Source organism: Nostoc sp. UHCC 0252 (assembly GCF_034931145.1).
Classification (GTDB): Bacteria; Cyanobacteriota; Cyanobacteriia; order Cyanobacteriales; family Nostocaceae; genus Nostoc.
Genome location: NZ_JAYGHE010000021.1, coordinates 26,197 through 41,910 on the forward strand (window position 1 = coordinate 26,197; position 15,714 = coordinate 41,910).

General features: G+C 38.5%; 13 protein-coding genes. 10 read left to right on the forward strand and 3 right to left on the reverse strand.

The window, feature by feature from the left end; translation table 11 throughout:
- Positions 1–34: 34 nt before the first annotated feature.
- The 7 genes from asnB (at position 35) to VB732_RS14595 (ending at position 9,394) form a co-directional block, all read left to right on the forward strand.
- Positions 35–1,861: an asparagine synthase (glutamine-hydrolyzing) gene (gene asnB, locus VB732_RS14565; protein ID WP_323231578.1), complete on the forward strand. Its 1,827-nt coding sequence runs from the start codon at positions 35–37 to the stop codon at positions 1,859–1,861.
- 217 nt (positions 1,862–2,078) lie between these two features.
- Complete coding sequence (locus tag VB732_RS14570) at positions 2,079–3,008, forward strand: phytanoyl-CoA dioxygenase family protein (protein WP_323231579.1); 930 nt, start codon at positions 2,079–2,081, stop codon at positions 3,006–3,008.
- 182 nt (positions 3,009–3,190) lie between these two features.
- A complete protein-coding gene (locus tag VB732_RS14575) occupies positions 3,191–4,378 on the forward strand; it encodes a glycosyltransferase (protein WP_323231580.1) in 1,188 nt (395 codons plus the stop codon).
- A 91-nt stretch (positions 4,379–4,469) separates the two neighbouring features.
- Entirely contained in the window at positions 4,470–5,987 is a 1,518-nt protein-coding gene (locus VB732_RS14580; RefSeq protein WP_323231581.1) for an ArnT family glycosyltransferase, read from the forward strand.
- Positions 5,988–6,036: 49 nt separating this feature from the next.
- Positions 6,037–6,813, forward strand: coding sequence for a glycosyltransferase family 2 protein (locus VB732_RS14585; RefSeq protein ID WP_323231582.1), 777 nt, complete (start codon positions 6,037–6,039; stop codon positions 6,811–6,813).
- Between the two features lie 187 nt (positions 6,814–7,000).
- A complete protein-coding gene (locus VB732_RS14590; RefSeq protein WP_323231583.1) occupies positions 7,001–8,749 on the forward strand; it encodes a carbamoyltransferase in 1,749 nt (582 codons plus the stop codon).
- A gap of 261 nt (positions 8,750–9,010) precedes the next feature.
- Positions 9,011–9,394: a DUF4346 domain-containing protein gene (locus VB732_RS14595; RefSeq protein WP_323231584.1), complete on the forward strand. Its 384-nt coding sequence runs from the start codon at positions 9,011–9,013 to the stop codon at positions 9,392–9,394.
- An 89-nt stretch (positions 9,395–9,483) separates the two neighbouring features.
- Here the strand turns inward: VB732_RS14595 and psb32 are convergent, their stop codons facing one another.
- Positions 9,484–10,221 carry a photosystem II repair protein Psb32 gene (gene psb32 / locus VB732_RS14600; RefSeq protein WP_323231585.1) on the reverse strand — a complete coding sequence of 246 codons (738 nt, stop codon included), beginning with the start codon at positions 10,219–10,221 and terminating at the stop codon, positions 9,484–9,486.
- 396 nt (positions 10,222–10,617) lie between these two features.
- Between psb32 and surE the strand changes: the two genes are divergently transcribed.
- The 3 genes from surE (at position 10,618) to VB732_RS14615 (ending at position 12,863) form a co-directional block, all read left to right on the forward strand.
- Positions 10,618–11,298, forward strand: coding sequence for a 5'/3'-nucleotidase SurE (surE, locus tag VB732_RS14605; protein ID WP_323231586.1), 681 nt, complete (start codon positions 10,618–10,620; stop codon positions 11,296–11,298).
- A 110-nt stretch (positions 11,299–11,408) separates the two neighbouring features.
- Positions 11,409–12,062 carry a PAP/fibrillin family protein gene (locus VB732_RS14610; RefSeq protein ID WP_323231587.1) on the forward strand — a complete coding sequence of 218 codons (654 nt, stop codon included), beginning with the start codon at positions 11,409–11,411 and terminating at the stop codon, positions 12,060–12,062.
- A 24-nt stretch (positions 12,063–12,086) separates the two neighbouring features.
- Positions 12,087–12,863 (forward strand): MGMT family protein, encoded by a 777-nt coding sequence (locus VB732_RS14615; RefSeq protein WP_323231588.1) that lies wholly within the window; start codon positions 12,087–12,089, stop codon positions 12,861–12,863.
- Between the two features lie 88 nt (positions 12,864–12,951).
- On the opposite strand, the gene VB732_RS14620 is transcribed toward VB732_RS14615, so the two are convergent.
- A complete protein-coding gene (locus VB732_RS14620) occupies positions 12,952–13,668 on the reverse strand; it encodes a hypothetical protein (protein ID WP_323231589.1) in 717 nt (238 codons plus the stop codon).
- 229 nt (positions 13,669–13,897) lie between these two features.
- The gene (locus tag VB732_RS14625) at positions 13,898–15,490 is read right to left on the reverse strand and encodes an NAD(P)H-hydrate dehydratase (RefSeq protein WP_323231590.1); all 1,593 of its coding nucleotides are present in this window, start codon (positions 15,488–15,490) and stop codon (positions 13,898–13,900) included.
- Positions 15,491–15,714: the final 224 nt, after the last annotated feature.

Consider the following 15,714-nt stretch of genomic DNA (forward strand, 5'->3'; position numbering starts at 1 on the left):
TCTATTAAACCGCTTAATAATTAAATTATCTTTTATGTGTGGCATTGCCGGAATTTTAACTAAAACTGAAATAAAAAATAGCTTAGAAACTTTGATGCTGAGAATGCAAACTGCTCTACAGCATCGTGGCCCTGACGACCAAGGAATTTATATTTCCCCAGATAGAGAAGTTGCTTTTGCTCATACTCGCCTTTCTATTCTCGATCTTAGTGCGGCAGGGCATCAGCCGATGTCTACACCTGATGGACGCTATTGGATTACCTTTAATGGGGAAATTTACAATTTTTTGGAATTACGACAGACTCTAGAAGCAAAAGGCGAAAAGTTTTATTCACAAACAGATACTGAAGTTATTCTGAAACTTTACCAACAGCAAGGAGCAGAATGTGTCAAGAATTTGCGGGGAATGTTTGCCTTTGCTATTTGGGATAACCAAGAACAAAGCTGCTTTATTGCCCGCGATGCTTTAGGAATTAAACCTTTATACTATTGGCAATCTGGCTCAACTCTAATATTTGCCTCAGAACTTAGAGCAGTTCTGGCATCAAAATTACCTAGCATTGCCTTAAGTCCAGAGGGTTTATATGGCTATCTTGTTAGTGGAACAGTACCAGAACCTCACACTCTCATTGCAGGGATTCACTGTTTAGAAGCTGGTCATTGGTTACGTTGGCAAGCAGGTAATCTCAGAAAAGAACAATATTGGCAAATTAACTTTACTTCTGAAGAAATTTCTCTGCCAGAAGCCAAAGAAAAAGTTCGTAATGCTCTGATTGATTCTATCGAACATCACTTTATCAGCGACGTGCCAGTAGGGATTTTTCTTAGTGGTGGAATTGACTCAACCTCAATTGTTGCCTTAGCGCGTCAAACTCAGAAAGGTAGTTTACGCACTTACTCAATTGCTTTTGAAGAAGATGAATGGAATGAAGGAGAACTTGCCCAAAAAATTGCTAGAGAATTTGATACAGACCATACAGAATATAAAGTTACAGCATCATTAGGAAGAGAACTATTACCAAAGTTTTTAGCAAGTATCGATCAACCCAGTATTGACGGCTTCAATACTTTTTGTGTGTCTCAAATTGCCCACAAAGATGGGACTAAAGTGGTTTTATCTGGATTGGGGGGAGATGAGTTATTCGGTGGTTATAAAACATTTCAACAAGTACCAAAGATGGTGCGCTGGGGTCAGCAACTCCAGAAAATTCAACCTATTAGTACTGGCATCGGTAAAGGATTAGCATCTTGGGGCAAATCACCACGAATCAAACGCTTAGGAGACTTTTTACAGCAAAAGCCAACAACAGCAGCAGCTTATCGCAGTTTCAGGGGAATTTTCTCTCAAAGAGAAGCCTGGAAAATTACTCAGCATTACTTGAAAGATTCTTCAGGTCAACTTCCAAATTCATTCCCTATATGGGAAAAGGATGTTTTTCAAAATACAAGCATATCAACAAATCTTCCTTCTTTAGAAGACGAAGTGAGCCGACTAGAATTAAGTTGTTATATGCGTAATCAGCTATTACGAGATAGCGATGTTATGAGTATGGCATGGGGGTTAGAATTACGAGTCCCCTTAGTAGATCGCGCTTTACTAGAATCCATCGCTTCTATTCCTAGTACAATGCGTCTTGCACGCGGTAAACAATTATTAATTCAGTCAATTCCTGAGTTACCAAGTTGGGTACTTAATCGTCCCAAACGAGGTTTCTTTTTTCCCTTTCAAGAATGGATAGAAAAAGATTGGAGCGATTATTTTCCAAACCATGAATTAGGCGCAGATATTGACCTGATATTATGGTATCGCAATTGGAGTTTAGCGATTCTGCACCATTGGTGGAATGAAATTGCTGGATAAAAATGAGAGATGGACAAAAATATTTACCATCATTGCGGATGTAGCGTTCGCAATGACATTGTGTAATTAATTATGTTCGACTAGTTAATCTATTTCACAACATACTAGCTAGCAATTAACCTGATACTATGGTATCGTAATTGGAGTTTAGCGATTTTACATCATTGGTGGGATGAAAATGCTAAATGAACATGATCCTCTCCACAATGTTCTAGCAATGGAAAAGAAAATAAATAGGTATATCCGATTAATCAAACAAGCTTTGACTGATTACAAATGGGCATTATACTATTTTCAAATGCTCATTTTAAATCCCAACTCCAGGAGATTAATCGCACATTTATTTTCCTGTTTTCTGCCGAAAAGTCAAAATTTAAAAATTGAGCTTGAGACTAAAAAAAATATTAAGACCTTGCAAGAGTATGGGTTAGTTGTCTTGGAGAACTTTGTGACAAAGGCTCAAGTTGAGGAAATGAAGTCATATCTGTCTCCAAAATTATGCTTTGATCGTCAGCGTCCAGAAAATGGAAAATTTAGTGCGCCAAAATCTGCTCATAAATTCTGTATTCATGCCTACTATGCACCAGAGGACATAATTGATACTCCTCATCTATTGGATCTGGCAAATGAAACAAGAGTTTTAAGCATAATAGAGGATAGATTTGGAGCCAAGCCAACAATTTCTTTGATACAAATTTGGTGGCTATTGGCTGGCTTTGATGTTGAAGCAAATTTAAATGAACGATATTTTGCAAATCCCGAAGAATTTCATAGAGATGTCGATGACTGGTCAGAAATTAAGTTATTTATATATTTAACTGATGTAGACGAAGATTCTGGATGTCATGCATTTATTAAAAAATCTCATACATGGTTACTACCGCCTAGAACGAGAGATTTAGACATGAATAATCATGATTTTCCGATAGTAAATAACTTAACAAAAATTACTGGTGAGGCAGGCTTGGCTTGGCTTGAAAATAGCTATGTATTGCACCGCTCTTTGGTTCCTAAAAATAAGGATCGTTTACTTGTAGCAGTTACTTACACCTTATCAGCATTACCATTTGGGCCGAAAATTCCCTTAAGGCCACATCCAGAAAACAGTCAATTTGATACCTACATCAATAGAATATATTTGAACTAATGCTAATGTAGTAGGACTAGCTGTGGTCATGCAAATAAATAGTAAATAAAGATGAAAGTTTATTTACTATTTATTTTAAATATTAGGTACTGAGAGTTGAATTTTTTGTTAGTTTAGAACTGTCTAGTTATTTTTGCCCTATTGTACTAGTTCAAAACGTTAAAGTTTTGGATAAACATGACATGAAAATCCTGCATATTATTCCTTCAGTAGCATCAGTGCGAGGTGGGCCTAGTCAAGCAGTGGTGGATACAGTTAAAGCACTGCGAAATTTAGGCATTGATACTGAAATCGTCACTACTAATGATAATGGCAATGATTTACTCAACGTACCTCTTGGCAAGCCTATAGAGTATAAGCAAGTACCAGTTCGGTTTTTCTCACGCTTTTCTCCTAAAGTTAACTTTATAAGAGAATTTGCTTTTTCTAGTCAGTTAACAACGTGGTTGTGGCAAAATGTTGCTAAGTATGATTTGCTACACATCCATGCGATATTTTCCTATGCTTCTACGGTGGCAATGGCGATCGCTCGTCTTCAAGGCATTCCTTATATTGTTCGCCCACTAGGACAACTGTGTGAATGGTCGCTTCAGCAAAGCGCTCGCAGAAAACAGATTTATCTCAACTTGATCGAACGGGCTAACCTGAACCACGCTCAGGCGCTTCATGTTACCTCTGAACAAGAAGAACAAGAAGTTTCTCGTTTAGCTCTCAACACCCCTAGCTTTGTTCTACCCCACGGACTCTCTATTCCTTCTGCTATCCCTAATGCCCGTTCTCTACTTCGGGAACATTTGAAAGTTCCAGCAGATGAACCAATAATTTTATTTTTATCCCGTTTACACCCCAAAAAAGGACTAGATTATCTCATCCCCGCCTTGGGCAAACTCACTAATTACCGTTTCACTTTTGTTATTGCAGGCAGTGGTTCCAAAGAGTACGAAGCGGAAATTGAGTCTCTTTTAATCTCAAATGGCATTCGCGATCGCACCTACTTAACTGGATTTGTAACCGGAGAGACAAAAAACTTATTTATCCAAGGGTCAAATTTATTTGCCCTCACATCTTATTCGGAAAATTTCGGAGTAGCAGTCTTAGAAGCTTTGGCTGTTGGTATTCCCGTCCTTGTTACTCCTGGCGTTGCTCTAGCTGCTGTTGTTCAACAAAACCAACTGGGTTATGTTCCCGATTTGGATGTATTAGCGATCGCTAAAGCTGTTGAACAACATCTTACTCATACCTCAGAAGCTGAAGATATGGGCGATCGCGCTCGTAAAATTATTTTGGAGAATTACACCTGGGATCAAGTAGCCGTCAAAATGCAACAAATTTATGAATCTATCCTGCAATTTTCTCCTGTTGACAGCTAGCTTTAGATGATCTTCATTAATTATATGGAAAAACATTAAGTCAGTAATCAATATTGAGTGATATAAAATTTAAAATACTATTTAAATTTGGATGATTAAAGTTAATTGGAAAATTATTAGCTCACCTTACACAGCTTTGAGTTTATGTTTAATCTTGTCTTCTCCCTTGTTCTTTTTTAGAGGGATTGGTATATTTGATGATTCTGTTTTTCTTAAAATTGGAGAGTTAATCCTTGATGGATTAGTGCCATATCGAGATGTATTTGACAATAAACCACCAGGAATCTATTATTTGGGTGCTGCGATCGCTGCTGTCAGCAACAGTCATTGGCTAGCACCACGGATTTTCTTGTTTGTATTTGCTGCTGTTTTTGGCGCTTGGGTAATTCAATATACTAATAAGTACTGGGGTCGTTTAGCAGCGTATTTGGTGGCTTGGATATTTGGATTATCTTATACGATTGCCCAAGGCTATAGCTTTCATACAGATCAATTCTGTGCTTTTTTTGGGTTTGCTGCGATCGTGGCAATCTCTGGAAAGCGCCGTCACATTAAAAGCTCATGGTTAATCTGTGGAATTCTGATCAGTCTTGCTTTTCTTTTCAAACAAGTAGCTGTAATTTATTTAGCAGCAATTATCCTTGCTCAACTCACTGCAACTCTTGGACAAAAACTATCTTTGCAATCCTTTTTAAGCCGTTGCATAATGCTTGTCTCTGGATTTGCAATCATACCTATAATAGTAGTTGTTTTCGTCATTGTGGGTGGGATATGGCATGATTTTTATGATGCTGTTTTCAATAGCACTATCAGCTTTGCAAAAAAACCTATTAATTTGGTTGATACATTTAAACTTTGGATAAAAATCCCATCTGTCTGGTTAACAATTCCCTGTATCTCAATTTTATTCGTAAATAAAAATTTACGTAATTCCTTAAAAAGTAATGCTAATTTAGCTGAATCATTCTTACTCCTTATAGTTGGTATTTTGTCTCTACTACCAACTTTACATCAAACCAGTAATACACACTATACTGGGACATCTCTAGTTTTTCTAGCAATCTGGGTTTCTATAATATTGAGTGAATTTTGGCAAAATTTTCAAAACCAGTTTAATTCAAAAAATATTCAATTATTGTTAATTTCCATCATTACCTTTATTCTCCTTACATATACCGCAGGTGTGGTTTGGGGAGGCACAGTAATGATTAGGCAAAATCGATTGGCGATTGATTTAACACAAATGCATGAAATTATAAATGTGTTAAATCTTTATCTGCCCTCTGAAGAAAAAATATTAACTTTATCGGAAAATCCCGCTAGAATCTATTACATGAGCGGGCGTATACCGTTGATTAAATATATTTACTATTATGGTTCTGGTTGGCTGAATAGCAATATCCCCAGCCTCGAAGATTCTGCAAAGCTAGTTGTATCAGGTGTAGCACCGGCAGCAATTATAGAAATTCCCTTAACTCAGGAAAATTATTTAAATAAATATAAAGGTTATCAATTAGTTGAATTACCAAAAAGTATTAATTTAGTCCAACAAAGTCGCACTATTATCTTGATTAGGCAAGACTTTTATGAACGCAAAAACCACTCTTAATTATTCTTGACTTAATCTAAGTTTTTAATAAAATCTTTAAAAAGTATTTATGCTATCGTCAGAAATAACTCCGCTAATACTCACTTATAATGAAGCTCCAAATATTCGTCGCAACCTCCAGAGTCTCATCTGGGCAAAATCAATTGTTGTAATTGACAGTTTCAGTACAGATGAAACTTTAGAGATTTTACACTCCTATCCGCAAGTGCAAGTTTTTCAAAGAAAATTTGATTCCTTTGCTGCTCAATGTAACTACGGCTTAGAAAAAATTACATCTGAATGGGTGCTTTCTCTTGATGCTGATTATGTCTTAACAGATGAGCTAGTTAATGAAATTAAAGCATTACCAACATCTGATGTAGATAGCTACAGCTTCAGATTCAAGTATTGCATTTTTGGTAAACCCCTGCGTGGAACTCTACTTCCGCCCCGAAATGTACTCTATAAAAGAGAAAAAGCGATTTATAAAGATGATGGACATGCCCATCGGGTTTGGGTAGATGGCAATTCGAGAATGCTTTCTGCCTATATTCATCATGACGATCGCAAACCCCTAAGCCGTTGGTTGTGGGCACAGGATCGCTATATGGTAATTGAAGCTAAAAAACTGCTAGAGACTCCAAAAAGTGAACTTAGTTTTAGCGATCGCATCCGTAAACAAAAAATTCTCGCTCCCTTTATCATCTTAATTTACTGCCTGATTCTCAAAGGTGGTATTCTAGACGGCTGGCATGGATGGTATTATGCACTCCAACGAGTGTTAGCAGAAACTCTCCTAGCAATTCGGCTATTGGAGTTAGAAAAATTAGAGGAGACAAATATGTAAAATCAATTTACTTAGAAATGATTTTCTACAGCAATCCTAAATTGTTGGTTAACACTAAAATTTTCTCTTATCTCTCTTATCTTTACCTGGATATGAGATTTTTTCAAAATTTATACTCACGGTCTAGATAAGATAACTGTAAATCATTCAAATTCTAACCAACCTCATAAATCAGAATAAAACTTATATGAATATCTTAGGAATAAATGCTTACCACGGTGATGCTTCAGCTTGTCTGGTTCAAGATGGCCAACTAATTGCCGCAGTTGAAGAAGAACGGTTTAATAGAGTTAAACATTGGGCTGGATTTCCCGCAGAATCTATTCGCTATTGCTTAAAAGTTGGTGGTATTAGTGCAGCAGACTTGGATCATGTGGCGGTATCCTTTAACCCCAAAGCTAACCTAAATCGCAAGCTTCTTTTTACTCTCAAACAACGTCCTTCCTTATCATCGCTTTTAGATCGGTTCAACAAACAAAGTAAATCTACAAGTCTTAAGCAACAGTTAGCAGAAGCTTGTTATTCCACACCTGAAAAGATTCCGGCTACAATCCATAACCTGGAACACCATACAACTCACCTAGCCAGTGCCTTTTTCATTTCACCCTTTGAAAAAGCAGCTATCTTATCCATTGATGGCATGGGAGACTTTGTGAGTACTCTAGCAGCTGCTGGTGAAGGTAATCGTTTAGAGTACTTCGATCGCACTCATTATCCTCACTCCATTGGTTATCTTTACAACGCCATCACCCTTTATTTAGGCTTTCCCGCTTATGGTGATGAATATAAGGTGATGGGATTAGCACCTTACGGTGAACCAGAATATTTGGAAGTATTTCGGCGACTTATTTATCCTAAAGGTGATAGTTTTGAGTTGAATTTAGATTACTTCAATCACCATGAGCAAGGTATCGCCATGAAGTGGGAAGATGGAGCGCCCATTGTTGAACCTTTCCACAGCCCAGAACTAGAAAAATTATTGGGGCCGGCGCGAAATTCTAAATCAGAAGTTACTCAAAAACATCAAAACATTGCTGCTTCTGTGCAAGCAGTGACGGAAGAAATCATTTTTCATTTAATCAACCGATTGAGCGATCGCTACAAGAGTGAGAATCTCTGTTTAGCGGGTGGTGTAGCGATGAATTCTGTTGCCAATGGCAAGATTACTCAAAATACTCCCTTTAAGAATATCTATATTCCAGTAGGTGCTGCTGACAATGGTACATCAATCGGGGCAGCCTTCTTTATCTGGAATCATCTACTCAAGCAACCACGTCACTTTGTTTTAGATCATGCTTATTGGGGTTCGGAGTTTACTGATGAAGAATGCTTGCTAGCTTTGCAAGCACACGATTTACAACCTCAAATCCGAGAGAAAGAAGCACTGCTACACCATGTTGTGGACGCGCTTTGTGAAGGTAAAGTAGTCGGTTGGTTCCAAGGGAGAATGGAGTTTGCTGCTAGAGCTTTGGGTAACAGATCCCTTCTCGCCGATCCACGACGTGCTGATATGCGGGATATTATCAACCTGAAAATCAAATTCCGGGAAAAGTTCCGTCCCTTTGCTCCCAGTATTTTGGAAGAACGGGTAGGGGAATTTTTTGAGGTTGATGAACCAGCGCCATTTATGGAAAAAGTCTTCAAAATTCGTGCTGAAAAAAGAGAGCAAATTCCGGCTGTCACCCATGTTGATGGTACTGGGCGCTTACAAAGTGTCAGTCACAAAACTAATCCTCTTTATTGGGATTTGATTAATACCTTTGCTCAACGGACTGGTATTCCCATCGTCTTAAATACGTCTCTCAATGAAAATGAACCGATTGTTCGGACACCTACAGAAGCGATTCAGTGCTTTTTGAGAACTCACATGGATGCACTGGTTTTAGGTTCCTATTATGTAGAACGTAAAGATATTAAATCAGAATCTAAGGCGTAGGTGAAGCGATCGCGCATTCGTGATCTACAAGATTCCCGACTTCTTTGAGAAGTCGGGAATCTGCGGGTTGCAAAGTACAAAATTTCGTCGTTACGAAATATTCAAAAATATGTATAATTTATAGCCAACCACAATATTAAATTTTCAGTAAAAGAAATTACAAATATCTTAAAGATATAAATAATCCTAAGTAAGATAGGAATTACACTTGATATATAGTGTAAAAACCCTGAGAAAAGAAATTTTCTTTTTATAGTGCTTATGGATTTAATAGTTGAAAATTTAGCCGCAATTGATGATAAACTTTCCCAGCGTCATATTGACCTTGATCCTGGTGGATATTTCATTATCTACTTGGATAAAGACGCACAGTTAATTTATGCCAAGCATTTTACAAATGTGATTGATGAGCGTGGTTTAGCTATCGATCCAGAAACGGGGAAGGTAATTCCGGCGCGAGAAAAGGTGGAACGAACTTACACAACGGTTTTTAGCGCGAGAACGGCGAAAGAACTTTGCGTGAAGATTTTCGAAGAAACTCAGCCCTCTCCTGTTACCCAGTTAGATCATGCAGCTTATTTGGGTAGAGAATTTGTCCGGGCTGAGGTGGCTTTAATAACAGGACAAGAGTATGTTCAGGACTAAGCCAATTTTAGATTTTTAATTTTGGATTGAAAGAAAAATCTAAAATCTAAAATCTAAAATCTAAAATTGAATCACTCCTCACTTTCCCATTACCCATCAGATGAGGGCTGATTTATCTGATAGATGTAGTAAGTCGCCATTGGAATAACGGTGGCGGCAATTAACAATCCTACAACCCAAGCAGTAGCACTACCTTGGTTCGTTTCTTCTGCTTTCTTGTAGGTTCCTTCTACCTGCACATTGTCAATGATTTGGGGTGGCCCTGGATCGGCTTTTCCAGAAAGGACGGCAACAAGGCGATCGCTCGCATCAAGGAATGCCTGGTTGTATTTGTTACCATCGCGTAACGGCACACTTATTGTTTCGGTAGCTACACTCTCGGCAATAGAGTCAGTAAGTATTAGTTTGACTTTATCCCCAGTAATAATTGCAGTACCATTGGTAACTGTATCAATAACTAATAAGGTTTGATTAGCTTGGGCTTCTTTTGAAGGAAACCATTTTTCAAACAACTGTTTGGTGAAGCTTTCTGGTGTTTCACCGTAGTCAAGACGGCGAACAGTTACAATTCTAACTTCCTTATCTGTTTGCTTTGCTAAATCCTCGAGAGCGCTGCTAATCTTGCCTTCATTCAGACGGCTGATGACTTCAGCTTGATCCAAAACCCAGGTGTTATTTCCTGCTGTAAGATTGGGTATTTGATACACACCTGTGGCTAAAGCAGGTGCGGCAAAAAGCGAAGCTGCTAATATAACCGTCACCAATGGTAAAATTAGCCGGATGAGGTGTTTTTGACTGCTAAATACTTGTTTGAGGAGTTGTTTCATCTTGTGATCCTTAAGGCAGACTTGCACCAAAAATACTACAGAACCACTGCAAAAATCACCTCATTCCCGGTTTTCTCCAGTATGAAATTTCTGCTCCTGTCAGCAACTATACATTTTACGGGATTTTTTGATTGCACAAACTTGTTCTGAGAGCGGTTGCAAGCATTAAATTGACAAGAAATACCGCCCATTTTGGGAATTAACCCAAATACTTAGGGCGGAATTTGCAAACCATCTTGAAATGATATCGTACTAATCAATATTTTTGGCAGAATCAAGCATAAGTTTTCATATCTGCAAGTAGCTTTTCATGCTGTACCCATGAATCGGTGATACCTGCATTTTCGTGATAGATATTTTAGCTATTTTAGCTAAATATATATCAAGATAATATACATGACTATAATTCTAACTAACGACGACGGCATTGATGCCCCTGGTATAAAAGCTCTAATCAAAGCTGTAAACGGCAAAAATTTTATTATCGCTGCTCCTGCCGATCATCAGTCTGGTTGTGGACATCAAGTTACTACCACTCGCGCCATCAATCTCCAGCGACGTTCTGAAACTGAATATGCGATCGCAGGCACTCCCGCCGATTGTATAAGAATTGCTTTATCACAAATTAACGCAGATGTCAAATTTGTGCTTTCAGGTATCAATGCTGGGGGAAACTTGGGAGTCGATGCCTACATTTCTGGTACAGTGGCTGCTGTGCGCGAAGCCGCAATGCACGGTATTCCCGGAATTGCCATTTCTCACTATCGCAAAGCCAAGCAAAATTTTGATTGGGATCTGGCCGCCAAATTAACAGTTGAAGTTTTAGCAGACTTACTCAAGCGTTCCTTAGAACCGGGAAGCTTTTGGAATGTAAACCTACCGCATCTGCAACCAGGAGAACCTGAACCGGAATTGGTGTTTTGCCAAGCCTGTAACAAACCTTTACCCGTGAACTATCGAGTTGAAGGCGATAATTTTTATTATGTAGGCGAATATAGCAAACGCGATCGCACTCTTGGCAGCGATGTGGATGTATGTTTTTCTGGTAATATCGCGGTAACTCAATTAAGGGTTTGACGATTGCATCCAAAATCCAAAATTGACTAATCTCATCTAGATAATTCAAATTTCCCTTTTCTAAGGGGATTATTTGATACATTACTAACAACAAATAAAATTTTCAAATATTGAACAATCAACTTTTAATTAAAGAAAAATTACAAGCCAAGCTTGAGAAGATTCAAGCTAACAGCGATGGTTCTCCCGTTACCGATTTGCAGCTAGACAAAACCTTAGCCGAAGAAATTGAACAATTGACGACGGAACTAGAGAGCGTAAATCCTAACCTATATCCTCTTCTTAACGCTACTTTTTTGTTAGAGGGAGCTTGGCAACTGCAATATTCCACTGCCAGAGAAATCCGTTCTTTAGTTTCTCTCCCGTTGGGATTAAAGCTGGGTAAAGTTTATCAAGTGATCGATGTTGCAAATAAATTGTTTTTCAATCTAGCTAAAGTTAAACATCCTCTGGGGTTAGTATCGGGATATGTCAAAGTAACAGCTAGCTTTGAGCCAGCCAAAGAAGATTTAGAACCTCCACCGAACAAACGCATCAACGTTTATTTTGACAAACGCTACTTATCAATTGAGAAAGTTTTTGGCATTAATACTCCCCAACTCAACCCATTTAAGATTGTCCCAGCTAATAATCCTAATGGCAGAACTGCCACACTAGACATTACTTACTTAGATGAAACCTTAAGAATTGGACGTGGAGGAGATGGTAGTTTATTCATTCTTAGTAAATCCAATGATTTAACTAACTTTATCTCCTCAGTTTGAAATTATTCGTGTCGATGGATTAATATGGCTCTCTCAGTAACGCATCTTTTCACAAAAGTAAAACCACGTTCTGCGATGGTAGAGCTTAACACATTAAATTTAAAGGTAGGTTATGGTATAGAAGAAGATATTAATGCCGATTCCATAAGTCCTAGACAAGTTTTAATTGTTAGGTATGAAGATATTTTAGACTTATCAATTCAACCAGGAGAATTGCGAGAAAATATTGTGGTTGCAGGTATAGAATTTGATAATTTTATTCCTGGCTCTCTGCTAAGATTTGAAGGTGGTGCAGCAATTCGTCTAACTTTTCACTGCGAACCTTGTAAACGAATAGCCCACTTAGTGCAATCATTAAAAAGCATCCAAGGTAAAAGAGGAATCTTAGGTGTAATTATTAAATCAGGTAAAATTCAGGTTGGTAGTAACTTTCAAGTTCAAGCTGATAAATTCCTAGCATTATCTGAAAATCCTTATGAGCGATTCCTAAATTTTATCATCAAAATCCCTAGTGGGAAAGTAGTTACATATAAACAGATAGTTAAAGGTATAGGTGTTGATAATAGTTATCTAAGAGCTATTCCTACATACCTAAAAAAAACCTCGGCTGCTGACTATCCGGTACATAGAATATTAGACTCTAAAGGTTATCTGATAACTTATGTGAACCAACAAAAAAATAAGTTAGAAGCTGAAGGAGTTAAGGTTTTATCTGAGTTAGATTTATTAGGTAATTTAAATAAAAGTTTTGTAGATATTGAAAATTATATATGGAATGATAAAAATATTTATTTAGAATAGATGTCTAACTCATATTTTTATCCAAAAACCTTTTATTTTGTTGATCTACGTAAATCAATTCACCAATCAAAATAAGCTACCATAACTTTTAACTCTTAATTTGTCTAGATGTAGCTTCCATAAAGTCAATAAAAACTTTGATAAGCTTATGGATTCCTTCGCTACCTCCTGCAATTAAACCTCCTGTTAGCAATGCATCTAAACAACGAAAAATAATTATTTGAATCGAATTATCGAAATCAACAATTACAAGTGGCTCAATTGAGCGAATACCGATTGCGCTCATTAAAAGACCAAATAAAAGTGATGTCCATAGAGCAATTATTCGTGTATCAGACTTATAAGCTGCTTTTTGGCGCTCTTTTTGATTTAAAGCATCTATTTGGGGCTGAAATATTTTTAATGATTCTTGTTGGTTTTGTGTGAAATTTTGGATTATTTGCTGTTCTAAGCTCATTCCTTCCGGCGGTAGTCCGCTAATTTGAGTTGATTCTAAAGAAGGGAATTGCTGCTGTTGAACTTCCATAAGTCTTATTTTTTCAGACAGTAGAGCCTTTTCTTGCTGAATCTTAATATCTAATTGTTCGACAAATGAGCTTCGCCAAGTAGTTATAAAAACTTCTAAAGAGCGCTCTAGCAATAAAGAAATTAATAATAATAATGTGAGTAATTGGATAATATCATTAACCCCAAATGGTTTTAAAACAAATGGTTTAGATGACAACCAAGTTGACACAGTAACTACTAAAAAGCTGATAAGAATTAACACAATAAATAGAGGAGATTCTGAAGAAAGCTTTTGCAACGTATCTATACTCCTGTTTCGCTAACACAGCCTGGAGGTGAGAACTACACCTGCTGAGTAACTTAACAACGTTAATTTGAGCGAACAGTAAATAATTTATTGCGCGGCTATTTTTCTAGGAGGATGATGGGCTATGCCACACACATGATGTTTTGTGACACCAAAGAGACGCGATAAATCGCCGCCTCTACAAAGAGCGATCGCACCTTTACCGCACAGTTCCCTATTGTCAATTACTTAGAGCTTTCATCAAATATTGTGTCAACGTAAACGCATCTACACCCAATTCAGTACGCTCTTGGGCGGCTATTATCCCGGCTTGGGAATGCCACCAAGAGGCAGTTGCCACAATATCTTCTACAGGAATCTGTTTAGTTCCTGCTTGCGCCAACAATCCACCCAGTAGCCCAGTTAATACGTCACCACTACCGCCGCGTGCCAAGGCGGGCGTACTTTCAGGAATGAGCCAAACAGCACCTTGAGGGTTTGCGATCGCAGTTCTCGCCCCTTTCAATAAGACTACAGCCCCGCTTTGTACGGCTGCTTCCTGTACTGCTTTGATCCTGTCATCTTTGGCATCAGCGACATCAGGAAACAATCGCTGGAATTCGCCAGCGTGGGGTGTGAGTACGGTTATAGCTTGACGTTTTTTTAACGTGGCGATCGCTCCCATTTGTGCCAAGATATTTAAACCATCGGCATCAAGAATCAAAGGGCGTTCGCTTTCTATGACTTCTTGGACAATGGGAGTCGCATCTCGTGTTAAACCAGGGCCACAAGCGATCGCATTAAAAGAACTTAAATCAGTGTTTTCTGGTAATTGCAAGTGGGCGATGGCTCCAGTTTCCGTTTCTGGACAGCCGACAATTAGCGCTTCCGGTAAGTGTGACACCAAAAGAGATTTTAGCGATTCGGGTACGGCAATCGAAAGCATCCCTACACCGCTAGCCCTAGCACCCAAACCAGTTAAAATTGCTCCACCTGCATAGCGCCGCGAACCGCAAATCAGCAGTAAATGCCCTTCCTTATATTTGTGGGTAACTGATGGGCGAGGTAAGGGTAAAGTAGCAATTGCCGTTGCTGGTGTAATGCGTTTAATCTTGGGCGCATCCTTGAGAACAGCTTCTACATCAGCTAAAGGAATATCAAAATCGATTAACTCAGCTTTGCCAAGATATTCCAGCGCCTGATCTTGAAAGAAAGCTAGTTTCCATAAACCTAAGCAAAAAGTGTGACTAGCACGAATGGCTGTTCCTAATACAATGCCAGTATCGGTGTGTAAACCTGAAGGTAAATCGATACTATAAATCGGCACAGGCAATTCATTTAGCTGATTAATTGCAGAGGCAATGGGATCAGTCAGGTTTCTTTCTAAACCAAACCCAAACAAGCCATCAATCAATAAATCAGAATCTGGCAGTTGCTCAATTGTTTGATAAATGGGAATGCCCAAACTCTGGGCATACTGCAAGTGCTGCGAAGTTAACTCCTTAAACTTAGAAAAAGGAGCATAAATCCAAACTTCATATCCGCGAAAGCGTAATTCACGGGCTACTACTAAAGCATCTCCGCCATTATGGCCAGGGCCGACAAGAATTCCGACACGAGATTTTCCCGTTTTTAATAAAGTGTTTGAAGCAAAATAACCCTGCTTTTTAAGGGGAGTTGGGGGGATCTCTTGAATACGACGGGCAATTAATCCCGCCACCTTTTCCATTAAAGCGACTACAGGCATTCCTGCTGCAAAGATCCGCTCCTCAATATCGCGCATCTGCCCAGCAGTCACTATTACTTGCGAAATTTTTTCTTGCCTGTTCTGCATCAGCCCTAAGAGGTTCTTTGAAAAGTTTTAGGCGAATAGAATTCGCTACTACACAAACTAAGTCCACCTCCGTGGACTAAGAGGAAAAATCAATTGTTTTAACCCACGGAGGTGGGTTTTGACTGTGTAGCCGCGACTTCCAGTCGCCCGGTGAGTAATAAATTAGACTTTGCCAACAACTCTAAGTTCTGTTAGCGATCGCGCGGTGTTTAGCTCGTGCTGAG